Source organism: Brevibacterium ihuae (assembly GCF_900184225.1).
GTDB lineage: Bacteria > Actinomycetota > Actinomycetes > Actinomycetales > Brevibacteriaceae > Brevibacterium > Brevibacterium ihuae.
In genome coordinates this window covers 216,949-240,270 of the sequence record NZ_FXWZ01000003.1, presented here as the reverse complement: position 1 = coordinate 240,270, position 23,322 = coordinate 216,949, and the positions used below count along the sequence as shown (strand labels likewise).

The window sequence follows — 23,322 nt, the reverse complement described above, 5'->3', positions numbered from 1 at the left end:
CGGAACGTGGACGCGGGGCGGGTGCCGGGGCGGTGGACTCTCCCTGCCACCGGCGTAGAATCAGGGTGGTGCGCACCTATTTCGATCATGCCGCCACCTCGCCCATGACGCCGTCGGTGCTCGCGGCCTACACCGCAGAGCTCGAACGGGTCGCGAACCCGTCGTCGCTCCATGCCGAGGGCCAGGCCGCCCGGATGCGGCTCGAGTCCGCCCGCGAGGACATCGCCCGGGCCGTCGGCGCGACCTCGCCCGCCGAGGTCGTCCTCACCTCCGGCGGCACCGAGGCGGACAACCTCGCGATCAAGGGCCTGTGGCGGCTGCGCGGCGCCGACGCCCCGCGCCCGCGCATCCTCATCTCGACGATCGAGCACCCGGCGGTCGCCGAGGCCGCCGACTCGCTCACCCGTCTCGGCGCCGAGGTCGTCCGGGTGCCGGTCGATGCCGAGGGGCGCCTCGACCTCGCCGCGTTCGAGACCGCGCTCGCGAGCGACCCGGGGCGCACCGCCCTCGTGTCGGTGATGACTGCGAACAACGAGATCGGCACGGTGCAGCCGATCGCCGAGATCGTCGACCTCGCCCACGCCCGCGGCGTGCCCGTCCATACCGATGCGGTCCAGGCGTTCGGGCAGCTGCCGCTCGATTTCGCTGCGCTCGGCGTCGACGCGATGACGGTGACCGCCCACAAGATCGGCGGTCCGGGGGGGATCGGCGCTCTCGTGCTCAGCCGGGACCTCGCACCCGAGCCGGAGCTCCACGGCGGCGGGCAGGAGCGCTCCGTTCGCTCCGGGACCCTCGACGTCGCCGGCGCCGTCGCCTTCGCAGCGGCCGCGCGGGACGCGACCGCCGACCTCCCGGCGCGGGCCGGGCGCCTCGCGGAGCTGCGCGACCGGCTCATCGCCGGGATCGAGTCCGCCGTCCCGGACGCGGAGCTCTCCGGTCCGCGCGGCGACGGGCGGCTGCCGAACAACGTCCACATGGTGTTCCCCGGCTGCGAGGGCGACACACTGATCTTCGGCTTCGACGCCGCCGGCTTCGCGACCTCGGCCGGTTCGGCGTGCTCGGCAGGCGTGTCCCGGCCCTCGGAGGTCCTGCTCGCCTGCGGGCGGGACGAGGCGACCGCGCGCGCCTGCCAGCGCTTCACCCTGGGCCCGGAGACCACTGAGGACGACGTCGACCGACTCCTCGCCGCGGTCCCGGACGTCGTCGCGCGCGCCCGCCGGGCCGGTATGGCCTCGGGGGAGCGACCCGCGGAGACGGGCGTGCAGTCATGAGGGTCCTCGCCGCGATGTCCGGGGGAGTCGACTCCGCCGTCGCCGCAGCGCGCGCCGTCGACGCCGGGCACGAGGTCGTCGGCGTCCACCTGGCGCTCTCGCGCATGCCCGGTACCCTGCGCACCGGTTCGCGCGGCTGCTGCACGATCGAGGACTCCCGGGACGCCCACCGGGTGGCGGGCATGCTCGGCATCCCGTTCTACGTCTGGGACTTCTCCGAGCGGTTCAAGGCCGATGTCGTCGACGACTTCGTCGCGGAGTACTCCCAGGGGCGCACCCCGAACCCGTGCATGCGGTGCAACGAGAAGATCAAGTTCGCCGCGCTCCTCGACCGGGCGATCGCGCTCGGCTTCGACGCGGTGGCCACCGGCCACTACGCGGAGATCGCCCGGGACGGCGACGGCGAGCCCGAGCTCCACCGCGGGCTCGACCTCAACAAGGACCAGTCCTACGTGCTCGGGGTGCTCACCCAGGAGCAGCTGCGGCACTGCCTGTTCCCGATCGGGGCGTCGGCGTCGAAGGCCGAGGTCCGCGCGGAGGCCCGCGAGCGCGGCTTCCCGGTCGCCGACAAGCCCGACTCCTACGACATCTGCTTCATCCCCGACGGGGACACGAAGGCATGGCTGTCCGACAAGATCCCCATGCGCCCCGGCCTCATCACCGACGCCGACGGGCACGTGCTCGGTGAGCACGAGGGCGCGATGACGTACACCGTCGGCCAGCGCCGGGGCCTCCGCATCGAGCGCCCGGCGGACGACGGGAAGCCGCGCTACGTCCTCGCGGTCGATCCGCGCGAGAACACCGTGACCGTGGGGCCGCGGAAGGCGCTGTCCGTCGACCGCCTCGACGGGATCCGCACCTCGTGGTGCGGGGCGCCGCCGGCCGACGTCGGCTATGCGGAGTCCGCCGCGATCGACTGCGAGGTGCAGATCCGCGCCCACGCCGACCCGGTGCCGGCCCGGATGTGGCTCGGCGAGCACATCGCCGAGGCGGAGGACGCCGAGGCGACCGATCCCGAGGGCATCACTCCGCCCCGCTCCCGGCCGCCCGGCCGGCTCATGCACGTCGCCACCGCGCTGCCCCTGTCCGGGGTCGCCCCGGGACAGACCATGGTGATCTACCGCGGCTCCCGGGTGCTCGGCCAGTCGACGATCGACCGCACCCACCGGAGCGCCGCCGCGGTCTGACGGGCCGCCGCTCCTGCCGTGCCGCAGTGGGGCGGGGGCGGCGGACCGGTGTCCGTTCCACTCGCTACTGTGGAACCATGAGCACCGCACCGTTCGGATCCTGGGAGTCCCCGATCACCGCCGCGCACGTGGCCGCGGGGTCCGAACCGATCCAGCGCGCCCGGTTCGTCGGCGACGCGGTCTGGTACTCCCGGCGTCTGTCCTCCGAGGAGGGGCGGACGGGGATCTTCGTGTCCCGCACCGGTCGGTTCGACGACGACGCGCTCGTCCTCCCGTGCGGCTACAACGCCCGCAGCCGCGTCCACGAGTACGGGGGCGGGGCCTGGGAGATCGACCCCGGCTCGGGCATGCTCTATTTCGTCAACGCGACCGATCAGCGCATCCACGGCCTCGACACCCGGGACCCGGACGCCCGGCCCGTCCCGCTCACCCCGGCGTCCCGGTCGGCCGTGCGCTACGGCGATCTCGTGCACACCGGCGGCCGGCTGCTCGCCGTCCGGGAGAGTCATCGCGATCCCGGCAGGGTGCAGCGCTCCATCGTCGCGCCGGTCGAGGACGGCGGGCCGGTCACGCTCGCGCAGGGGCCCCACTTCCTCGCGTGGCCGCGGATCTCCCCGGACGGCCGCTTCCTGTCCTTCATCGGCTGGGACCACCCGCACATGCCCTGGGACGAGACCCGGGTGTTCGTCCAGGAGCTCACCGAGGGGCGCCCGGTCGGGCCGGCCGTCGCGATCTTCGGACGGAGCGAGGAGTCGGTGCTGCAGCCGGAATGGCTCGGCAGCACGACGCTCGTCGTCAGCGCCGACCGGACCGGCTGGTGGGAGCTCTACCGCCTCGACGTCCCCGCCTTCCTCGCCCGCAGCCGGGGCGAGGCCGGGGTCGGCCCGGCCGAGGAGGTGTCGCTGCTGCGTACCGACGGGGAGATCGGCGGTCCGCTGTGGTCGCTCGGCGACCGCTGGCACCTTCCGGTGGAGCGCGGCAACCGGATCCTCGCGGAGAGCCGGTACGGGACGTCGTCCCTCGTGTGGGCCGACGTCCATACCGGCGAGCACCGGCTCCTCGACTGCGGGCTGACGAGCTTCTCGATCCAGGACTACCGGGCCGGGACGGCCCTCCTCATCGGCGGCAGCGCGCAGCGCGTGAACGGGCTCTACACCTTCGACCTCGCCTCCCGCGAGCTCCTGCCGGTGGCGCTGTCGAACTCGCGCCTCGCCCACGTCGACCACTACCCGAACGCCGAGCTGCGGGAGTTCGACGGGATCCCGGCCGTCGTGTATCCGCCGCGCAGCCCCCGCTTCTCCGGACCCGCCGGCGAGGCGCCCCCATATGTCGCCTTCGTCCACGGCGGGCCCACCGGCCAGGCGGTGCCCATGGTCTCGGCCCACCACGCCTACTTCACCTCGCGCGGGATCGGCGTCGTCGACGTCAACTACGGCGGCTCCACCGGGTACGGGCGCGCCTATCGCGACCGGCTGCGCGGGCAGTGGGGGATCGTCGACGTCGCGGACACCGTGACCGTGCTCCGCGGCCTCGCCGCCGCCGGTGAGGCCGACGCGGACCGGTTCGCGATCAGCGGCGGCTCCGCCGGCGGGTGGACCGTCCTCAATGCGCTCACCACGACGAGCGACTTCGCGTGCGGGACCTCGTACTACGGGGTCGCGGAGCTCACCCGGTTCGTCACCGAGACCCACGACTTCGAATCGCACTACATCGGCACGCTCGTCGGTCCGCTGCCGGAGTCCGCGGCGATCTACGAGGAGCGCGCTCCGCTCAACCGGCTCGACGCCCTGTCCGCCCCCGTGGCGGTGTTCCACGGCGAGCTCGACCCGGTGGTGCCGCAGAGCCAGACGGACCGGCTCGTCGCCGCCCTCGAACGGCTCGACCTGCCCTACGTCGCGAAGATCTACCCGCGCGAATCGCACGGCTTCGTCCGGACGGAGACCCTCATCGACTCTCTCGAGACCGAGCTCGGCTTCTACGGCCGCATCATGGGCTTCGACACCCCGGGCATCCGCCGGGTCATCCTCCGCGGACGCGGCCGATGAGCCGCGATTCCGCCCAGCGCTCCTTCTCGACCACCGGGGTGTGGCCGGGAGAGGACCCCCGGGAGGGCACCTCGGCGGTGTTCGAGGACCTCGCCGCCGGCTATCCGGCGATCGCGCACACCGGTGTCCCGGCGCAGGGCGGCACCCGATGGGCCGTCGACGGGATCGGGGCCGCGGTGCGCCTGCTCGCCGAACTGCCCGTCGACCTCGGCTCCTTCGGCTGGCGCCTGAGCCGCGGCGAGGGACGGGACCAGCGGGTCGAGGATTCGCGGTTCGGCCGCACCCTCGACGCCCTCGGGGAGTACGGCGAGGGGTACGCCGGTCGCACGCTGGTGACGCTGCCGGGTCCGTGGACGCTGATCCGGGCGCTCAGCCTGCCGAGCGGCGCGCCGGTGCTCGGCGACCGCGGAGCGGTGCGCGACGTCGCCGCGGACTACGCCGCCGGAATCGCCGCGGAGCTCGACCGCTGCGAGCGGCTGCTCGGGGCCCGGCCGCGGGTCCGGCTGTGGGAGCCGTCCCTCGACGCGATCCTCAGCGGAGCGGTGCCCACGGTCTCGGGATTCCGCACCCTGCCGGCGCTCGCCGAGCAGACGGTCACCGCGGTGCTCGCCGCGCTCCTCCGCCGGACCGGTCCGGACACGATCCTCGGTCTGCCGGCGCTCGGCCACGTGCGGATCCGCGGCGCGGCCGTCCCCCACCGGCGCCTCCTCGCCGACGCCGGGGCGAGGGCGTTGAGCGTCCCGCTCGAATCGCTCGGCGACCGCGGGTGGGAGGAGGTCGCCGAAGCCGTCGACACCGGGACCGAGGTATGGCTGCGCCTGCCCGCCCGCGCCGGACAGCGGCCGGACGCGGTCACGCAGTGGGTGGGCGCGCTCGCCGAACCGTGGGAGCGCATCGGGATGAGCCGGTCGACCCTGGCCGGGTTCGGTATCCTCACCGGGTGGGAGCTGCCGGTCGGACTCCCGCCGCTGCTCCCGGCCGACGCCTCGGTGCGGACCGCGCTCGGGAACACCGCGCTCGCGGCCCGGCTCGCCGACGCGCTCGCGGAGGAGTCGTGACCGCCGGGCGAGGCGGTCGGGACGGGGCGGGCGTGCGCGGCACGACCGGAGGACGACGATGATGCGGGAGGACCGATGACACGCGCGGAGGATGCGGTGAGCGAGGAGCCGGGCGGGGAGCAGTCGACCGGCGGGACGCCGGGCCCGGCCGACCCCCGAACCGGCGATGTCGCCGAGGTCGATCTCAGCGACGCCTCGGCCCGCGCCCGGTACGCCCAGGAGCTCAGCGCGACGATCGAAGCGCACCGCGAAGCGTACTTCGAGCGCGATGCGCCGACGGTGTCGGATGCGGAGTACGACCGGCTCATGGTGGCCCTGCGGGAGCTCGAGGAGCGCTTCCCCGAGCTCGCCGACGACTCCTCGCCGACGCAGACCGTGGGCGGAGCCGTCGACACCTCGACCTTCGCGGAGGTCCGGCACCTGTCGCGGATGTACAGCCTCGACAACGTCTTCTCGATCGAGGAGCTGCGGGCGTGGCGGGCGCGCACCGACAAGTCCGTGCCCGCCGGCACCCGGTTCCTGTGCGAGCTCAAGATCGACGGACTCGCGGTCAACCTCCTCTATCACGACGGAGAGCTCGTGCGGGCCGCGACCCGCGGCGACGGCCGCACCGGCGAGGACATCACCGCGAACGTGCGGACGATCGCGGACATCCCGGCCCGGCTCGCCGCGGAGTTCCCGCCGGCGGAGGTCGAGATCCGCGGTGAGGTGTTCTTCCCCATCGAGCGCTTCACCGAGCTCAACGCCGCTCTCGTCGAGGCGGGGAAGGCGCCGTTCGCCAACCCGCGCAATGCCGCGGCCGGATCGCTGCGCCAGAAGGACCCGCAGGTCACCGCCTCGCGCCCGCTCCACATGCTCGTCCACGGGATCGCCGCCTGGACCCCTGCGGACCCGGACCACCCGGAGCCGTCGGCGCAGTCGGAGGTCTACGAGCAGCTGCGGGAGTGGGGACTGCCGATCAGCGAGTACTACGCGGTGCGCACGACGGAGGCCGAGGTCGAGGACTTCATCGCGCACGCCGGCGAGCACCGCCACGACGTGATCCACGAGATCGACGGGGTGGTCGTCAAGGTCGACGACATCGGTATGCAGGAGGAGCTCGGCTACACCTCCCGCGCACCGCGCTGGGCGATCGCCTACAAGTACCCGCCCGAGGAGGTCACCACCCGGCTGCTCGACATCCAGGTGCAGGTCGGCCGGACGGGGCGGGTGACCCCGTTCGCAGTGATGGAGCCGGTGACCGTCGCGGGCTCCACGGTGAGCAAGGCGACGCTCCACAACGCGCACGAGGTCAGGCGCAAGGGCGTGCTCATCGGCGACGTGGTGACGATCCGGAAGGCGGGGGACGTCATCCCCGAGGTGCTCGGGCCGGTGGCCGCAGCGCGCACCGGGGACGAACGGGAGTTCGTCATGCCCGCCGAGTGCCCCTCGTGCGGCACCGGGCTGCGCGAGATGCGCGAGGGCGACAAGGACATCCGGTGCCCGAACGCCCGGTCGTGCCCGTCCCAGGTGGCGAACCGGCTGTTCTACCTCGCTTCCCGCGCCGCGCTCGACATCGAGGCGCTGGGGGAGGAGGCCGCCCTCGCGCTCACGCAGCCCGTCGCCCCCGAGGAGCCGCCGCTGAGGAGCGAGGCGCAGCTGTTCGACCTCACCGCCGAGGACCTCGCCGACGTCGAGATCGAGCGGGAGAGGCGGGTCAAGGGGGAGCCGACCGGCGAGATCGAGCGGGTGAAGTACTTCTACACGAAGCCGGAGTTCTACGTCCGCGGGGAGAAGGCCGGTGAGCTCAAGAAGCCGTCCGTGCCGCGGGCGAACACCGTGACGATGCTCGAGGAGATCGCCGCGGCCAGGACCCGCCCGCTCTGGCGCGTGCTCGTCGCGCTGTCGATCCGGCACGTCGGGCCGACTGCGGCCCGGGCCCTCGCCGAGCGGTTCCGGTCGATGGAGGCGCTGCGCGGCGCCTCGGTCGAGGAGCTCGCCGAGGTCGAAGGGGTGGGTCCGACGATCGCGGAGAGCGTCGTCGAATGGTTCGCCGTGGACTGGCACCGGGAGATCGTCGACACCTGGGAGCGTGCCGGGGTCGCCATGGCCGACCCGGAGCCCGAGGCCACCGGCGTGCCCCAGACGCTCGCGGGACTGACGATCGTCGCCACCGGCAGCCTCGAGGGGTTCACCCGGGACGGGATCAAGGAGACGATCACCGCGGCCGGCGGGAAGGCGGCCGGTTCGGTGTCGAAGAGGACGGACTACGTCGTCGCCGGGGAGAATGCCGGCTCGAAGCTCGAGAAGGCCGAATCCCTCGGGATCCCCGTGCTCGACGAGACCGCGTTCGTCGCACTCCTCGCCGAGGGGCCGTCCGCGGCCGGGGACGGTCGGTCCGGCGACGCGGACGAGGACGGGGAACGAGACGGCTCTGCGCCGTGACCCGTGTTCCGGCACACTGGTGCGGACGACGTCGCACCCCCGGGGACGCGCACGAAGCATGAGAACGGAACCACGATGAACGATCCCCAGCAGCCGCACGGTCGCCCTGCTCCGGGCGCTCCCGCCCCCCATCCGCCGTCCTCTGGCAGCGGGTGGCCGGCGAACCCCACAGCGGGTCAGCCCGATCCCACAGCGGCGCAGCCCGGCAGCGGGTGGCCGGCCCACCCCGCGGCGGGCCCGCCCGCAGGGGGAGTGCAGCATCCGGCCGGGCACGCATCGGGGAGGACCGGGGCGCTCGGGTGGTGGCTCGGCCTCATCAGCCTGTTCGGCTTCTTCATCCTCGGCAACATCTTCGGCATCATCGCCACGGCGATCGTGCACAACACCCACGCGCGCGACTCGCTGACCGCCCGGCTCAACACCCGGAACGCCCTCAACTGGTCGATCAGCTTCGGCCTCTACACGCTCGTGCTCGTGGGCGTGCACATCCTCCTGCTCTACCTCCTGGGCGACGAGCCGCAGTACAACGGACAGTTCTTCCCCATCGGGGTCGCCATGGTCACCTGGTCGGTGATCGGCATCTATCACGTCATCGGATCGATCGTCTGCGCCGTGAGGGCAGGTCAGGGGAAGGTCGCGATGCTCCCCGGTGCCCTGCCCTTCGTGCGCCGTCCCCGCTGACGCCCGGCCGTTCCCGCTGACATGCGCCCGGCCGTCCGTCTCTGCTGACACACACCCGACCGTTCCCGCCGACCGTCCGCGGGCCATCGGCCCCGGCGGCTCCGGCACCCCGTGCGGGGACGGCGGAACCGGCCGCGCGGGAACCACTAGACTCGTCCCCGTAGATCACACGTCAACGAAAGGGTGCAGATGTCGGAGAAGTCCGCTCTCACTTCCGCGGAGGTCGCCCACCTGGCCGATCTCTCCCGGATCGCGATGAGCGAGGACGAGCTCACGCGCATGGCCGGCGACCTCAACTCGATCCTCACCCACGTGGCCCGCGTGTCCGAGGTCGCCACCCCCGAGGTCCCGGCCACGTCCCACCCCATCGCGCTGTCCAACGTCCTCCGCGAGGACGTCGTCGGGGAGACCCTGACGAACGAGCAGGCGCTGTCCGGAGCACCGGAGTCGCAGGACGCGAAGTTCCTCGTCCCTCAGATCCTCGGGGAGGACTGACATGGCCGACACCACCGCCGACCTCACGCGCCGCACCGCCGTCGAGCTCGCCGCCGGCCTCCGCGCCGGCGAGTTCTCCTCGACCGAGGTCACCCGCGCCCACCTCGACCGCATCGAGCAGGTCGAGGGGACCGTCCACTCCTTCATCACCGTCACCGGCGACGTGGCGCTGGCGACCGCCGCCGAGGTCGACCGCAAGCGGGCGGCCGGCGAGGACCTCCACCCGTTCGCGGGGGTCCCGGTCACCCACAAGGACCTCGTCGTCACCTCCGGGATCACGACGACCGCCGGGTCGAAGATCCTCGCTGACTGGGTGCCGCCCTACGACGGCACGGTCTACCGCCGGACGAAGGAGGCCGGACTCCCGCTCCTCGGCAAGACCAACCTCGACGAGTTCGCCATGGGCTCCTCGACGGAGCACTCGGCCTTCGGCAACACGACGAACCCCTGGGACACCACCAAGGTGCCGGGCGGCTCCTCCGGCGGTGCCGCGGCCTCCGTCGCCGCCTTCGAGACCCCGTTCTCCGTCGGCACCGACACCGGCGGGTCCGTCCGGCAGCCCGCCGCCTTCACCGGCACCGTGGGCGTCAAGCCGACCTACGGCTCGGTCTCCCGCTACGGCGTCATCGCGATGGCCTCGAGCCTCGACCAGGTGGGCCCCGTCGCGCGCACCGTCGCCGACGCGGCCGCCCTCCACCAGATCCTCGCCGGCCACGACCCGCACGACTCGACGTCGCTGCCCGGCGACGTGCCCGACTTCCTCGGCGCCGCTCAGCAGGGAGCCTCCGGCGGTGCGCTCTCCGGCGTGCGCCTCGGCGTCATCCGGCAGCTCGCCGGCGACGGCTACCAGGAGGGAGTGAGCGCCGAGTTCCGCGCCGCCCTCGACCTCGCCGCATCCCAGGGCGCCGAGATCGTCGAGGTCGACTGCCCGTCGATCGGCTACGCCCTCGACGCGTACTACCTCATCATGCCCTCGGAGGTGTCCTCGAACCTCGCCCGCTACGACGGCATGCGCTTCGGCCTGCGCGTCGAGCCGGACGCCGGTCCGGTCACCGCCGAGACCGTCATGGCCGCCACCCGTGCGGCCGGGTTCGGGGCGGAGGTCAAGCGCCGCATCATCCTCGGCACCTACGCGCTGTCGGCGGGCTACTACGACGCCTACTACGGCTCGGCGCAGAAGGTCCGCACGCTCGTACAGCGCGACTTCGCCGCCGCGTTCGAGCAGGCCGATGTGCTCGTCTCGCCCACGGCCCCGACCACGGCGTTCGGGTTCGGCGCGGAGAAGAGCCCCGACCCCATGGCGCTCTACCTCGGCGACGTCGCGACGATCCCGGCGAACCTCGCCGGCATCCCGGGGATGTCGCTGCCCGCCGGGCTCTCCGACGGCCTGCCCGTGGGGTTCCAGCTCCTCGCCCCCGCCCACGAGGACGTCCGCCTCTACCGGATCGGCGCCGCTCTCGAATCCGCCCTCGACTCCGCCCGCGGCCACACTCTGCTCGCGCAGGCACCGGAACTGTGAGGAACACGATGAAGTACGCAGACGCAATCGCGAAATACGATCCGGTCATCGGCATCGAGGTCCACGTCGAGCTCGGCACCGCGACCAAGATGTTCGACGCCGCCCCCAACACCTTCGGCGGGGGACCGAACACCAACGTCACCCCGGTGTCCCTCGGCCTGCCCGGAGCGCTGCCGGCGGTCAACGGCCGGGCGGTGGAGTACGCGGTGAGGATCGGCCTCGCGCTCGGCTGCGAGATCGCCGAATCGTGCCGCTTCGCCCGGAAGAACTACTTCTACCCGGACGTGCCGAAGAACTTCCAGACCTCCCAGTACGACGAGCCGATCGCGTTCGACGGCGAGGTCGAGGTCGAGCTCGCCGACGGCGAGCTCGTCACCGTGCCCATCGAGCGCGCGCACATGGAGGAGGACGCCGGCAAGAACACCCACGTCGGCGGTTCGGCCGGCCGGATCCACGGCGCCCAGCACTCCCTCGTCGACTACAACCGGGCCGGGGTGCCGCTCGTCGAGATCGTCACCCACCCCATCACCGGCACCGGGGAGCGCGCTCCCGAGGTCGCCTCGGCCTACGTCCGCACCCTCCGCGACATCTTCAAGGCGCTCGGCGTGTCCGAGGCGCGGATGGAGCAGGGCAATGTGCGCGCCGACGTCAACGTGTCGCTGCGTCCCTCGCCCGATGCTCCGCTCGGCACCCGGACGGAGACGAAGAACGTCAACTCGTTCCGGTCGATCGAGCGGGCCGTCCGCTTCGAGATCACCCGGCAGGCCGAGATCCTCGAGGCCGGCGGGTCGGTTCTCCAGGAGACCCGGCACTTCCACGAGGACACCGGGGAGACCTCCTCGGGCCGCGTGAAGTCCGACGCCGATGACTACCGGTACTTCCCTGAGCCCGACCTCGTGCCCGTCGAGCCCGCGCGCGACTGGGTCGAGGAGATCCGCAGCACTCTGCCCGAGCTGCCCGCGCAGCGGCGCCGTCGGCTCTTGAGGGAGTGGGGCTTCTCCGAGCTCGAGATGCGCGATGTCATCAACGCCGGCCTGCTCGACCCGATCGAGGAGACGGTGGCCGCCGGCGCCTCCCCGGCCGCCGCGCGCAAGTGGTGGACCGGCGAGATCGCCCGCCTCGCCAAGCAGGACGACGTCGAGCCCACCCGGATCGCCACCCCGGTCCAGGTCGCCGAGCTCACCGGGCTCGTCGACGCCGGGAAGCTCAACGACAAGCTCGCCCGGAAGGTGCTCGGCGGGGTCGCCGCCGGCGAGGGTTCCCCGGCCGAGGTGATGTCCGCCCGCGGACTCGAGATCGTCGAGGACACCGGAGCGCTCGAAGCGGCGGTCGACCAGGCGATCGCGGACAACCCCGACGTCGTCGAGAAGATCAGGGGCGGCAAGATGCAGGCGATCGGCGCCCTCATGGGCCCGATCATGAAGGCCACCCGCGGCCAGGCCGATGCCGGGAAGGCGCGCGAGATGATCATGGCAAAGATCGGCGGCTGACGCGTCGGCCGGCGGCCCGCCCGCGGCCGACGCGTCGACCGGCCCGCGGCCGCGCGACTCCGCACGCGACCGGTCGCCGGCTCGCAGCGGCACGCCACGGCTCCCGAGGAGGGGTGGGGATATCCCCCGACTTCGCCTCGGGAGCCGTGCTGTCGCCCGAATACTCAGAGATGGTCCAGTTCATCGGCCTACACTGGATCCCACGGATCGGACAGTCGCTGCGAGGACGGAAGGTGGACCGTGACGAGAACCTGGAAGTCGCTGTGGCGCGAGGAGTGCGGAACGACCCCGCCGGTGTATCGGATCCTCGTGCCCGACAGCGTGTCCCCGAGCGTCATGGGCACGTGGAAGGCACGCGGCTATCGGACGTCGGCGGGCTCCCCGGCCCCGGTCTTCGTGTCACCGGCGATGAGCCGCAACATCATCCGCTCGAACTTCGTCTACCGCACCACCGCAGGGGCCGGCCTCACCGCGACCGGTCTCGCCGCAGTGCCCACCGCGATCTTCGCGCTCGCCGGTGACATCGTCGCCACCGGCATCGTCGCCACCGGTGTCTTCGGCGCGGTCACCGCGGTGACCGCGGGCTGGACCGGACTCAAGTACCGCCGGGATCCCCGCCGCCTGTCGCGCAAGGACAAGGAGTCGGCGGCCGCCGCGCGCTGGATCACCCCCTCGGACCTCGGCTGGATCCCGGGTCTGACCTCCGGCCAGGACACCGACGAGCAGCGCCTCTTCCACCTCGCGGTCGTCACCGCCCGGCGGATCGCGCAGACCCGGGCCTGGACCCATCCGATCCTGCAGGACCACGTGGCGCGCGTCGACCTCGATCATGCCGTCGCCTCGATCGGCACCCGGCTGCAGGAGCTCGTCGAGCTCCGCAGCGAGCTCGAGTCCGTGCGCGAACCGCAGACGAGCGCGCGGATCGACACCTATCTCTCCAAGCTCGCGACCGCGTTCCGCTCGATGGCCGACCGCGTCGTTGCGATGCACGAGTACTACGAGCACCTCCTCGATCTCGACCGGCAGCTCACCGTTCTCGCCCACACCGAGCAGTCCAAGGTGCTCGGCGACCGGGTGCTCGACGTGCTCTCCCGCACCGCCGACGACGAGTCCGCCGACTGGCGCTTCCGGGAGCTCAACATCGAGGCGGAATCGCACGCGGACGTCATCAAGGGGCTCCTCGCCGAGCTCGAGGAGACGGCGGAGGAGTTCGACGATCTCGACGACCTCGACCGCCGGCTCGCCCAGGCGCAGCGGGACGGCTCCGCTGCGGCCGGTACCCCGGCGGGGGAGTCCGGCGGATCGTCCGCACCGGAGGCGCGCGCCGCGCTCGAACCGGGCGGGGAACCGGTGTTCGATCTCGAAGCGGAGCTCCGCCGGCAGAGCCGCGACCTCCACGCGCACCGCCGCGACTGAGCGTCCGCGGGGCGGTGCGTCCTCGCCCGGAGCGCGCCGTGGGTCTCAGTGCCCGAACGGATCGGGGCTCAGTGGCCGAACGGATCCGGGTCGGTCCCCGGCAGCCAGGAGATCCCTTCCTCGTCGTACCCGTACTCCTTCCGGGCGCGCTTCCACTTCTTCGACCAGCGGGCATCGAGCCGGTCGACGTAGAGCGTTCCCTGGAGATGGTCGAACTCGTGCTGCATGATCCGGGCGAACCAGCCCTCGACGGCGAGGCTGATCGGCTCACCGGCCTCATCCCTTCCCGAGACCGTCACCCGGTGCGCCCGCTTGAGCGGGAAGTCGAGGCCCGGGACCGACAGGCACCCCTCGGAATCGGCGTCGGGGTCCGGACGGGAGTCCTCGATCTTCGAGGCGACGAGGACCGGGTTGACGAACACGCCGCGCCGCCGGATCCCGGCGGCCTCGTCGTCGGCGTCATAGACGAACACCTGTTTCCCGACGCCGATCTGCGGGGCTGCGAGGCCCACCCCCTTCGAGGCGGCGAGGGTCTCGAACATGTCGGCGATGAGCGTCTGCAGCTCCTCGCCGAAGTCGGTGACGGGCTCGGCCCGGCGGTGGAGCACGGGCTCGGTGTAGACGACGATGGGATGAATGGCCATGGTCCCGGATTCTAGCCGAGCCGGGCTCACCTCACCTCTGCGCTCCGCCCGCCCGTCGGCGGTCCGTCTTCGGGTGACCGCCGGGGTGCTGGTCCCGGGTGTCGGACCCGGTGGGCCCCCGGCCTGCGACGATGGAATAATGGCCTCACGACCGTCGTTGACGACGACGAAGATCACCGAGCCCGGCGTGCCCGCAGCGGCGCCGCCGGGATCCAGCAGCTGAAGCCATTGGCTGGTGTGTGGGCGAAGAGCACGGCCCTCCCATACCCAGGTCCGAGCTCCTCGCGCAGCGGTCACCCACCCCCTGTGTGCGAACGGAAGGACACGCCTTGAAGATCTACAACAACGTCTCCGAGCTCGTCGGACGGACCCCGCTGGTCAAGCTCGGCCGCGCGAGCGAGCGGACCGGTGCCGAGATCGTCGGCAAGCTCGAGTTCTACAACCCGGCGAACTCGGTCAAGGACCGGATCGGCGTCGCGATGATCGACGCCGCCGAGGCCTCGGGCGACCTCAAGCCCGGCGGCACCATCGTCGAGGCGACCTCGGGCAACACCGGCATCGCGCTCGCGATGATCGGCGCCTCCCGCGGCTACCGCGTCGTCCTCACCATGCCGGAGTCGATGTCGAAGGAGCGCCGCGCGCTGCTCCGCGCATTCGGCGCCGAGCTCGTCCTCACCCCCAAGGCCGAGGGCATGAAGGGCGCCGTCGCCAAGGCCGAGGAGATCGGCTCCGCCGACGAGGCCGTGCTCGTCCGCCAGTTCTCCAACGCCGCCAACCCGCAGGTCCACCGCGAGACCACCGGTGAGGAGATCCTCGCCGACACCGACGGCCAGGTCGACGTCTTCGTGTCCGGCATCGGCACCGGCGGCACCATCACCGGTGCGGGCCGCCTCCTCAAGGAGAGGAACCCGAACATCCACATCGTCGCCGTCGAGCCGGAGGCCTCCGCCCTGCTGAGCACCGGTCAGGCAGGTCCGCACATGATCCAGGGGATCGGCGCGAACTTCGTCCCCGACATCCTCGACACCGAGGTCTACGACGAGGTCATCGCGGTGTCGAACGACGACGCCTTCGCCAAGGCCCGCCAGGTCGCCACCGAGGAGGGCCTCCTCGTGGGCATCTCCTCCGGCGCCGCCGTCACCGCCGCGGAGAAGGTCGCCTCCCGTCCCGAGTTCCAGGGCAAGCGCGTCGTGGTGATCATCCCGAGCTTCGGCGAGCGCTACCTCACCACCCCGCTGTTCTCCGAGTACATGGACTGAGGACGATGTCTCTCCTGACCAGGATCGCCGTCGGCACCGTCGGCACCGCCGCCGTGGCCGCGGCCTTCGCCGCAACGCGCCCCGCGGTGCGGGCCACCGTGCGCGAGGATCTCGACAACGCCCGACGCCGTGACCCGGCGGTGCACAGCGATCTCGTCACCCTCATCAGCTATCCGGGTCTCCATGCGATCTGGGCGCACCGCGGTCTCCACAAGCTGTGGCAGCACCCCTCCGGCAAGGTCCCCGCACGTCTGCTCTCGCAGGTCGTGCGCACCCTCACCGGGGTGGAGATCCATCCGGGCGCGACGATCGGCCGCCGCTTCTTCATCGACCACGCCAACGGCATCGTCGTCGGCGAGACCGCGGAGATCGGCGACGACGTCATGCTCTACCAGCAGGTCACGCTCGGCGGGACCTCGATGGAGCAGGAGAAGCGCCATCCGACTCTCGGCAACGACGTGCTCGTCGGGGCCGGCGCCAAGGTCATCGGCCCGGTGACGGTGGGTGACGGCTCGTCCGTCGGTGCGAACGCGGTGGTCGTCAAGGACGTCCCGCCGAACTCGATCGCCGTCGGCGTGCCGGCGACGATCAAGCAGCCGGCCGGGGTGACCCGGCCCCACGGCGGCGAGTTCGAGCTCGTCGACCCGGCGATCTGGATCTGATCCGGATGCCGCAGCGGACGGGCCGGGTGGCCCGCTCATGACCCGGAACCGGTTCGAGGCCGGAGCCGAGCGCTACGCTCGGTTCCGGCCTTCGTACCCTCCGGAGCTCGCCGCCCACCTCGCGGAGGCGGCTCGCCGGTCTGTTGCCGCCTCCGGCTCTGCGGACGACGCGGAGCTCTGCGCTCTCGACGTCGGCTGCGGGACCGGACAGCTGACGCGCGGCCTCGCGGAGCACTTCACCCGTGTCATCGGCGCCGACCCGAGCGCCGATCAGCTGTCCCGCGCCACCGCGCACCCGCGCATCACCTATGTCCGAGCGCCCGCCGAGGCGCTGCCCGCCGCGGATGCCTCCGTCCACCTCGTCGCCGCCGCGCAGGCCGCTCACTGGTTCGATCTCGACGCCTTCTACTCCGAGGTCAGGCGGGTCGCGGCACCGCACGCCGTCCTCGCCCTCGTGAGCTACGGCGTGATCGAGACGCCGCCGGAGTTCGCTCCCATGTTCGATCGCTTCTACACGGAGGGGATCGGTCCGTTCTGGCCGCCGGAGCGCCGTCACGTCGACGCGGGCTACGCGACCCTCGCCTTCCCGTTCCCCGAGCTCCCGATGTCGGACCTCGCCATCGTCCGCGATCTCGCGCTCGACGACTTCCTCGGCTACGTGTCGACGTGGACGGCGGTGCACGCCGCCGCCGAGGCCGGCCGGGACGACGTGTTCGCCGCCTTCGCCGCCGACCTCCGTGCCCTCTGGGGCGACCCGGCCCGCAGGCACACGTTCCGCTGGCCGCTCCGCGGGCGCCTCGGCCGGGTGTGAGCCGGAGCCTCCGGGAGGCGAGGGTAGGCGCCCGAGGGGGAGAACCGGCGTCTCGGCCCTCGCCGGCGCCGTGCGTACTGCGCGGTATCTTTCGATCCACGCGCAATTGCGCGCAGATCGAAAGATGCCGCGCAGTCGGGTGAGGACATCCCGTTCCATGACGCTCGCTCACCGCACCGGCCCCACCCACGCCCACTCCGCCCATCCCACTTCAACCGTCCTGCTCTGACCGCTGTGCCTTCCCCCGCCGAACGCCGCCGGGAATACCTGCGCCGGTCAATGTGTTAAACTTTTAACCAAGTAGTTGAGAGTTCAACAAAAGAGCTCGGTGCGCAGTCGAGCACGAAGGAGCATCATGGAAATCGGCGTCTTCACGATCGGCGATGTCACCACCGATCCCACGACCGGAACCACCCCCACGGAGCACGAGCGGCTGCAGTCCACCCTGCGGATCGCCCAGAAGGCCGAGGAGGTCGGCTTCGACGTGTTCGCCACCGGCGAGCACCACAACCCGCCCTTCGTCGCCCCGGCCAACCCGGCGGTCCTGCTCGCCCACGTCGCCGCCACCACCTCGACGCTGCGCCTCTCGACGGCGACGACGCTCATCACGACGAACGACCCCGCCCGGCTCGCCGAGGACTACGGCTACCTCCAGCACCTGTCCGGGGGCCGCGTCTCGCTCACCATGGGCCGCGGCAACACCGGCCCGGTCTACCCGTGGTTCGGCAAGGACATCCGGCAGGGCATCCCGCTCGCGATCGAGAACTACAACCTCCTCTACCGCCTGTGGCGGGAGAAGAACGTCGACTGGGAGGGCAACCTCCGCACCCCGCTCAACGGGTTCACCGTGACGCCTTTCCCGCTCGACGAAGTGCCGCCCTTCGTGTGGCACGGCTCGATCCGCAGCCCCGAGATCGCCGAGCAGGCCGCCTACTACGGCGACGGGTTCTTCCACAACAACATCTTCTGGCCGGCCTCGCACACCGCGCGCATGGTCAAGCTCTATCGCCAGCGGTACGAGTACTACGGCCACGGTCGCGCCGACCAGGCCTTCGTCGGCCTCGGCGGGCAGGTGTTCATGGCGAAGAACTCGCAGGACGCCGTCACGCAGTTCCGCCCGTACTTCGACAACGCCCCGGTCTACGGCCACGGTCCGAGCCTCGAGGACTTCACCGCGCAGACCCCGCTCACCGTCGGCAGCCCCCAGCAGGTCATCGAGCGCTACCTCTCGATGCGCGACTGGGCCGGCGACTACCAGCGCCTGATGTTCCTCATCGACCACGCCGGTCTGCCGACCGACACCGTGCTCGAGCAGATGGACATCTTCGGCGCCGAGGTGCTCCCGGTGCTCCGCAGGGAGATGGACGCCGCACGCCCGGCCGACGTCCCCGACGCCCCGACCCACGCATGGCTCGTCGAGCGCCACCGGGCGGGCGAGGACCCGGTGGCCGGCGGCGGTCCCGAATCGCAGGCCTACCGCGACCGGGCCGCGCGCGCCGAGCGCGAGACCGAATCCGCGACCGCAGGGGGTGCGCGATGACGTACCGCATCGTCGCCGTCTCCGGCGGCACGGGTGACCCGTCGAACTCGACCGCGCTCGCCGAGCGCATCCTCGCCGCGGTCCGCGAGCAGCTGCGGCCGGTCGGCGCCGAGGCGGAGATCGAGATCATCGAGCTCCGTCCGCTCGCGCACGACCTCGTCGACATGACGCTCACCGGCATCGCCTCCGAGGCGCTCGAATCCGCGTTCGAGCGGATCCGCACCGCGCACGGCCTCGTCATCGTCACCCCGGTCTACAACGCCGCCCCGCTCGGCCTCGTGTCCCTGTTCTGGCAGCTGTTCCCCGACGCGGGACTGCGCGGCATCCCCGTCGCGCTCGCCGCCACCGGAGGCACCTCCCGGCACTCGCTCGTCATCGACGCGCAGCTCCGGCCGCTCGTCGCCTACCTCAAGGGGCTCGCGGTCCCGACCTCGGTGTTCGCCGCGACCGACGACTGGGGAGCGCCCGAGGCGGTGTCCGGGATGGGCGGCCGGGTCCGCGCCGTCGCCGAGGAGCTCGCCGAGCTCGTCGCCGCCCAGCCGGCGGAGACCCGGAGCGTGTTCGACGACCTCGACCCCGAGGCGGTGACCCCCTTTGACCAGCTCCTCGGCACCTGAGGCCACCCGGCCGAACCTGCTCGCGGAGGCGAGCGTGCTCGACGCCTGGCGGAGCCACTTCGAGACGTCCCAGCGGCTCGTCGGTCTGCTCGACGCCGAGCTCCGCCGGGAGGTGGGCTTCGGCCTGAGCGACTACAACCTCCTGCTCCTCCTCGTCGAGGCGCCCGCCCGCACCCTGCGGATGAGCGTGCTCGCCGAGCGCCTCGTGTTCTCCGCCCCCCGGCTCACGTACCGGATCGGGCTCCTCGAGAAGAAGGGCTGGGTCGTCAAGAGCGCGTGCCCGCAGGACGGCCGCGCTCACCTCATCACGCTCACCGACGCCGGCTGGGACGAGTTCCGCGCGGCCGGCCGGATCCACCGCGCCCACATCGCCGAGCACTTCGAGAAGGCGCTTGCACCCGGCGACGCCGAGCACCTCCTGCGGATCAGCCGCTCGATCGCCGCGCGGCTGCCGTGAACCGGCGGCCGCGGCCAGGCGTCGCGACGGCCCGTCCGGTTGCGGTGCGGTCTGCCACAATGAGGGCATGACGACTCACGACATCCGCACCATCGCCTTTCCGGACGCCGAGCTGCGCGATCACGTGGACGCGCGGATCCCCGATCATCAGCATGCCGATCTCAAGCTCGTCGTGTGGTCCGCGGAGCACCGGGACCCCGGAGTGAGCAGGGACTCGATCGACGCGATCGTCCTGCCCTATCTCGATGCGAGTCCCACTGCCGCGCTCCTCGACGAGCTGCCCAACCTCGAGCTCATCCAGCTCCAGACCACCGGCTACGACATCGTCGCCGACCGGCTGGGCGGCCGCGCGCGGATCGCCACCGCCTCGGGCGTGCACGCCGCGGCGACCGCGGAGATGGCGGTCGCGCTCACCCTCGGCAGCCTGCGCGGCATCGACGACGCCGCGCGCGACATGGTGTCGCGGACGTGGAACCACCGGCGGCGTCGCTCGCTCGCCGACCGCCGCGTGCTCATCGTCGGGGTGGGCGGCATCGGCACCGAGATCTGCCGGCGGCTCGAGCCGTTCGAGGTCGAGATCACCCGGGTCGGGTCCCGCGCCCGGACCGACGACCACGGACGGGTGCACGGCGCCGACGAGCTGCCGAAGCTCCTCCCGCACGCCGAGGTCGTCATCCTCATCACACCGCTCACCGATTCCACGCATCACCTCGTCGATGCGGAGTTCCTCGCCCAGCTGCCCGACAACGCGCTCGTCGTCAATGTCGCGCGCGGCCCGGTGATCGACACCGACGCCCTCGTCGAGGAGCTCCGGTCCGGCCGTCTGCACGCCGCACTCGACGTCGTCGACCCCGAGCCGCTGCCGGAGAACCACCCGCTGTGGGGGACGCCCAACACCCTCCTCACCCCGCACGTCGGCGGCGACACGACGGCGTTCGTCCCGCGCATCGAGGCCCTGCTCGCCGAGCAGCTCCTCCGCATCCAGTCCGGTCAGGATCTCCTCAACATCGTCGAGGAGTGATCGGCGGGGAGACCTGCTGAAGGGGGCCGGGTGCAGCTGCACCCGGCCCCCTTGAGCGTCGGAACCGTGCTCGAGCCCCGGTCTCAGACCGGGCTGGTGGCGTCCCGCACCTCGCCGACGAGCTTCTCGAGGACGTCCTCGAGGGCGATGACCGAGACCTCGTCGGCCGAGCGGGGACCGCCGTCGATGATCGCCATGTGGGAGTTCGTCCGCTGCATCGTCATCATCACCCGCCGGAGCTTCGCGTCCGCGGGGACCGAGGCGAGCTCGCGGACGGCCTCGGCGGGGATCGGCTCCCCGCGCTTCTCGGCGGGCAGGCCGAGCAGGTCCTTGGCATGGACGTAGCCGGCGAGTCCGCCGGCGTCGTCGGTGACGGGGAACCGTGAGAACCCGGTGTCGGCGCACAGCTCCTCGACCTCGGCGACGGTCGCGGTCCGTGCGATCGTGCGCACCGTGCCGGGTCGGAGCGCGACGTCGGAGGCGGTGAGCTCCTCGAACTTGAGCGCACCGGTGAGCAGCCGGATCTCCTCGCTGTCCAACAGGCCCTCGCGCCCGGACTCGGTGACGAACTCGAGCACTTCGGCCGAGGTGAAGGAGGAGGACACCTCGTCCTTCGGCTCCGCGCGGAGCACGTGCTTGACGACGAGGTTCGCGGCGGTGTTCATGAGCCAGATGAAGGGGCGGAACACGACGACGAACACCCGCAGGACCGGGCCGAGCAGGAGGGCGGATGCCGCGGGCTTCGCGATCGCCATGTTCTTCGGCACCATCTCGCCGAGCACCATGTGGAGGAAGGTGACGATGAGGAGCGCGATGACGAGCGCGATCGGATGGACGAGCCCGCCGGGCACGCCCCACGACTCGAGCGGACCCTCGATGAGGTGGGCGATCGCCGGTTCGCCGACCGCGCCGATGAGCAGCGAGCACGCGGTGATGCCGAGCTGGGTGGCTGCGAGCGAGACCGAGACGTCCGTGATGCCGCGCAGCGTCCAGCGCGCGGCGGTGCCGCCCTCGGTGGCCCGCGGCTCGATCTGATCGCGGCGCGCGGACACCATGGCGAACTCGGCGCCGACGAAGAAGGCGTTGCCAGCGAGCAGCAGGACGAGGACGAGGATCGCGACGCCGTCGCTCATGAGCGTTCTCCTTCCGTGGCGGCGGTGGATCCGGTGTGCTCACCGGGGGAGGCCGTCACCCGATCGTCGCCCGCACGGCCCTCCGGCGGTTCCGGGGTGTCGGCACGGTCACTGTCCGGCTCGGCATCGTCCTCCGGGTTGAGGGCGATGCGGTGGACGATGATGCGACCGACCCGCTGGCCGTCCATGGTCTCCACGGCGAGGGCGATGCGGGCCGGCGTCGGCAGGTCGTCCTCATCGGTGTCCGAGAGGTCCTTCCCGTCGAGCTCGATCCGGTCACCGGGCTCGGGCATCTGGTTGAGGATCTCCGCGATGAGTCCGCCGAGGGTGTCCGACTCCTCGCCCTCGGGCAGCCGGAGGTCGAGGATCTCGCCGAGCTCGTCGGGTCGGAGCAGCCCGGACACGGCGATCCCGCCGTCGGCGAGGCGCTCGTGCTTGTCCTCGCCGGGGTCCTGTTCGTCGTCGATCTCGCCGACGATCTCCTCGAGCAGGTCCTCGAGCGTGACGATGCCCGCCGTGCCGCCGTACTCGTCGACGACGATCGCGAGCTGGAGGCCGGGCTCCCGGAGCTCGGCGAGGAGCGGGTCGAGGGTCATCGATTCGACGACGTGGGGGACGTCGACGACGAGATCGCGCACCGGGGTGGTGACGCGCTGCTCGTGGGGGACGGCGAGGGCGTGCTTGAAGTGGACGACCCCGACGATGTCGTCGACGCCGTCCCCGGTGACCGGGAAGCGGGAGTGGCCGGTGGCGGCGACGAGATCGAGGAGGTCCTGCGCGGAGTGCTCGTCGAGGAAGGTCACCTGGGGCCGGGGCTGCATGACGTCGGCGGCGGTGCGCTGGCCGAACTCGATGGAGCGGGCGGCGAGCTCGGCGGTGGTGCGGTCGAGGGTGCCCTGCTGGCCCGACTGCGACACGACCGCGCGGAGCTCCTGAGCGGTGCGCGCGCTCGCGACCTCCTCCTCGGGGGTGAAGCCGAGGAGCCGGAGCACGACGTTGGCCGCGGAGTTGAGGACCCACACGAGCCAACCGAAGATCGCCATGAAGACCTTCTGCGGGAACACGACGAGGCGGGACACGAGGGCGGGTTCGGCGATCGCCCAGTTCTTCGGGACGAGCTCACCGAACACCATCTGGCTGAAGGTCGCGATGACGAAGGCCGCGGTGGTCGCGATACCGGTCGCGGCGGCGGGGGACATGCCCGTCCAGCCGAGCCCCTCGGCGAGGAGGACGCCGAGCGAGGGTCCGGTGAGGAAGCCGACGACGAGGCTCGTCACCGTGATGCCGAGCTGGGCCCCGGAGAGGTTGCTCGAAGTCTTCGACAGCGAATCGGACACCGCCTGCATCGTCCGGTCGCCGTCGGACGCGGCGCGCCGGACCTCGTTCTTGTTGACGGTGAGGAATGCGAACTCGACCGCGACGAAGAGGGCGTTGGCGAGGATGAGTGCGACGACGGCGAGGAGCAGCAGCCAGGCGGCCGTCATGAAGGGATCACCATGGGGAGAATCCTATCCAACCCGCCCTGTCGAGGACGATTCGGCAAGGGAGGCCCGGGCAGCGCGGGGAGGCCTCGGCGGGCGCTGTCCGGGCGT

20 protein-coding genes are annotated in these 23,322 nt (G+C 71.9%); 17 read left to right on the top strand and 3 right to left on the bottom strand.

Translation table 11 applies throughout. The features are described from left to right. Window positions 1–68 precede the first annotated feature (68 nt). From C1A17_RS06435 to C1A17_RS06390, 10 genes are all read left to right on the top strand, one after another. Window positions 69–1,271 carry a cysteine desulfurase family protein gene (locus tag C1A17_RS06435; protein WP_101653558.1) on the top strand — a complete coding sequence of 401 codons (1,203 nt, stop codon included), beginning with the start codon at window positions 69–71 and terminating at the stop codon, window positions 1,269–1,271. Then, entirely contained in the window at window positions 1,268–2,458 is a 1,191-nt protein-coding gene (gene mnmA, locus C1A17_RS06430) for a tRNA 2-thiouridine(34) synthase MnmA (protein ID WP_101651981.1), read from the top strand. The genes C1A17_RS06435 and mnmA overlap by 4 nt, the downstream gene beginning before the upstream one ends. A 77-nt stretch (window positions 2,459–2,535) precedes the next feature. Next, window positions 2,536–4,503, top strand: coding sequence for a prolyl oligopeptidase family serine peptidase (locus C1A17_RS06425; protein ID WP_101651979.1), 1,968 nt, complete (start codon window positions 2,536–2,538; stop codon window positions 4,501–4,503). Beyond that, complete coding sequence (locus C1A17_RS06420; protein WP_101651977.1) at window positions 4,500–5,561, top strand: hypothetical protein; 1,062 nt, start codon at window positions 4,500–4,502, stop codon at window positions 5,559–5,561. Before C1A17_RS06425 ends, C1A17_RS06420 begins: the two co-directional genes overlap by 4 nt. Before the next feature lie 75 nt (window positions 5,562–5,636). Next, the gene (ligA, locus tag C1A17_RS06415; RefSeq protein WP_101651975.1) at window positions 5,637–7,985 is read left to right on the top strand and encodes an NAD-dependent DNA ligase LigA; all 2,349 of its coding nucleotides are present in this window, start codon (window positions 5,637–5,639) and stop codon (window positions 7,983–7,985) included. Window positions 7,986–8,237: 252 nt separating this feature from the next. After that, the gene (locus C1A17_RS06410) at window positions 8,238–8,666 is read left to right on the top strand and encodes a magnetosome magnetite crystal formation protein family (RefSeq protein WP_101651973.1); all 429 of its coding nucleotides are present in this window, start codon (window positions 8,238–8,240) and stop codon (window positions 8,664–8,666) included. 189 nt (window positions 8,667–8,855) lie between these two features. Beyond that, window positions 8,856–9,161, top strand: a complete 306-nt coding sequence (gene gatC, locus C1A17_RS06405) for an Asp-tRNA(Asn)/Glu-tRNA(Gln) amidotransferase subunit GatC (RefSeq protein WP_101651971.1) — start codon at window positions 8,856–8,858, stop codon at window positions 9,159–9,161. Between the two features lies 1 nt (window position 9,162). Further along, window positions 9,163–10,680, top strand: coding sequence for an Asp-tRNA(Asn)/Glu-tRNA(Gln) amidotransferase subunit GatA (gene gatA, locus C1A17_RS06400; RefSeq protein WP_101651969.1), 1,518 nt, complete (start codon window positions 9,163–9,165; stop codon window positions 10,678–10,680). An 8-nt stretch (window positions 10,681–10,688) separates the two neighbouring features. Then, complete coding sequence (gene gatB / locus C1A17_RS06395; RefSeq protein WP_101651966.1) at window positions 10,689–12,170, top strand: Asp-tRNA(Asn)/Glu-tRNA(Gln) amidotransferase subunit GatB; 1,482 nt, start codon at window positions 10,689–10,691, stop codon at window positions 12,168–12,170. A gap of 240 nt (window positions 12,171–12,410) precedes the next feature. Next, the gene (locus tag C1A17_RS06390; RefSeq protein WP_180953237.1) at window positions 12,411–13,586 is read left to right on the top strand and encodes a hypothetical protein; all 1,176 of its coding nucleotides are present in this window, start codon (window positions 12,411–12,413) and stop codon (window positions 13,584–13,586) included. A gap of 68 nt (window positions 13,587–13,654) precedes the next feature. Here the strand turns inward: C1A17_RS06390 and def are convergent, their stop codons facing one another. Beyond that, on the bottom strand, window positions 13,655–14,230 hold the full coding sequence (gene def / locus C1A17_RS06385; RefSeq protein ID WP_101651964.1) for a peptide deformylase: 576 nt from the start codon (window positions 14,228–14,230) through the stop codon (window positions 13,655–13,657). Between the two features lie 329 nt (window positions 14,231–14,559). On the opposite strand from def, the gene cysK reads away from it, so the two are divergent. From cysK to C1A17_RS06350, 7 genes are all read left to right on the top strand, one after another. Then, window positions 14,560–15,489: a cysteine synthase A gene (gene cysK / locus C1A17_RS06380; RefSeq protein WP_101651962.1), complete on the top strand. Its 930-nt coding sequence runs from the start codon at window positions 14,560–14,562 to the stop codon at window positions 15,487–15,489. A 5-nt stretch (window positions 15,490–15,494) separates the two neighbouring features. Then, window positions 15,495–16,151: a serine O-acetyltransferase EpsC gene (gene epsC / locus C1A17_RS06375; RefSeq protein ID WP_101651959.1), complete on the top strand. Its 657-nt coding sequence runs from the start codon at window positions 15,495–15,497 to the stop codon at window positions 16,149–16,151. Window positions 16,152–16,188: 37 nt separating this feature from the next. Further along, window positions 16,189–16,962, top strand: coding sequence for a class I SAM-dependent methyltransferase (locus C1A17_RS06370; RefSeq protein ID WP_101651957.1), 774 nt, complete (start codon window positions 16,189–16,191; stop codon window positions 16,960–16,962). Between the two features lie 355 nt (window positions 16,963–17,317). Next, on the top strand, window positions 17,318–18,502 hold the full coding sequence (locus C1A17_RS06365; protein ID WP_101651955.1) for a CE1758 family FMN-dependent luciferase-like monooxygenase: 1,185 nt from the start codon (window positions 17,318–17,320) through the stop codon (window positions 18,500–18,502). Beyond that, window positions 18,499–19,119, top strand: a complete 621-nt coding sequence (locus C1A17_RS06360; protein ID WP_101651953.1) for a CE1759 family FMN reductase — start codon at window positions 18,499–18,501, stop codon at window positions 19,117–19,119. The genes C1A17_RS06365 and C1A17_RS06360 overlap by 4 nt, the downstream gene beginning before the upstream one ends. Continuing rightward, on the top strand, window positions 19,097–19,576 hold the full coding sequence (locus C1A17_RS06355; protein WP_101651950.1) for a MarR family winged helix-turn-helix transcriptional regulator: 480 nt from the start codon (window positions 19,097–19,099) through the stop codon (window positions 19,574–19,576). Before C1A17_RS06360 ends, C1A17_RS06355 begins: the two co-directional genes overlap by 23 nt. Before the next feature lie 67 nt (window positions 19,577–19,643). Next, complete coding sequence (locus tag C1A17_RS06350; RefSeq protein WP_101651948.1) at window positions 19,644–20,597, top strand: 2-hydroxyacid dehydrogenase; 954 nt, start codon at window positions 19,644–19,646, stop codon at window positions 20,595–20,597. A gap of 83 nt (window positions 20,598–20,680) precedes the next feature. Here the strand turns inward: C1A17_RS06350 and C1A17_RS06345 are convergent, their stop codons facing one another. Together C1A17_RS06345 and C1A17_RS06340 are read right to left on the bottom strand one after the other, a co-directional pair. After that, complete coding sequence (locus C1A17_RS06345) at window positions 20,681–21,730, bottom strand: hemolysin family protein (RefSeq protein ID WP_101651946.1); 1,050 nt, start codon at window positions 21,728–21,730, stop codon at window positions 20,681–20,683. After that, window positions 21,727–23,214 carry a hemolysin family protein gene (locus C1A17_RS06340; RefSeq protein ID WP_101651944.1) on the bottom strand — a complete coding sequence of 496 codons (1,488 nt, stop codon included), beginning with the start codon at window positions 23,212–23,214 and terminating at the stop codon, window positions 21,727–21,729. Before C1A17_RS06340 ends, C1A17_RS06345 begins: the two co-directional genes overlap by 4 nt. Window positions 23,215–23,322: the final 108 nt, after the last annotated feature.

Coding starts and splice junctions, on each gene's coding strand:
- epsC (WP_101651959.1), top strand. CDS start 15,495: ATGTCTCTCCTGACCAGGATCGCCGTCGGCACCGTCGGCACCGCCGCC.
- gatA (WP_101651969.1), top strand. CDS start 9,163: ATGGCCGACACCACCGCCGACCTCACGCGCCGCACCGCCGTCGAGCTC.
- ligA (WP_101651975.1), top strand. CDS start 5,637: ATGACACGCGCGGAGGATGCGGTGAGCGAGGAGCCGGGCGGGGAGCAG.
- mnmA (WP_101651981.1), top strand. CDS start 1,268: ATGAGGGTCCTCGCCGCGATGTCCGGGGGAGTCGACTCCGCCGTCGCC.
- gatC (WP_101651971.1), top strand. CDS start 8,856: ATGTCGGAGAAGTCCGCTCTCACTTCCGCGGAGGTCGCCCACCTGGCC.
- C1A17_RS06370 (WP_101651957.1), top strand. CDS start 16,189: ATGACCCGGAACCGGTTCGAGGCCGGAGCCGAGCGCTACGCTCGGTTC.
- C1A17_RS06425 (WP_101651979.1), top strand. CDS start 2,536: ATGAGCACCGCACCGTTCGGATCCTGGGAGTCCCCGATCACCGCCGCG.
- C1A17_RS06420 (WP_101651977.1), top strand. CDS start 4,500: ATGAGCCGCGATTCCGCCCAGCGCTCCTTCTCGACCACCGGGGTGTGG.
- C1A17_RS06340 (WP_101651944.1), bottom strand. CDS start 23,214: ATGACGGCCGCCTGGCTGCTGCTCCTCGCCGTCGTCGCACTCATCCTC.
- C1A17_RS06345 (WP_101651946.1), bottom strand. CDS start 21,730: ATGAGCGACGGCGTCGCGATCCTCGTCCTCGTCCTGCTGCTCGCTGGC.
- C1A17_RS06360 (WP_101651953.1), top strand. CDS start 18,499: ATGACGTACCGCATCGTCGCCGTCTCCGGCGGCACGGGTGACCCGTCG.
- def (WP_101651964.1), bottom strand. CDS start 14,230: ATGGCCATTCATCCCATCGTCGTCTACACCGAGCCCGTGCTCCACCGC.
- gatB (WP_101651966.1), top strand. CDS start 10,689: ATGAAGTACGCAGACGCAATCGCGAAATACGATCCGGTCATCGGCATC.
- C1A17_RS06365 (WP_101651955.1), top strand. CDS start 17,318: ATGGAAATCGGCGTCTTCACGATCGGCGATGTCACCACCGATCCCACG.
- C1A17_RS06350 (WP_101651948.1), top strand. CDS start 19,644: ATGACGACTCACGACATCCGCACCATCGCCTTTCCGGACGCCGAGCTG.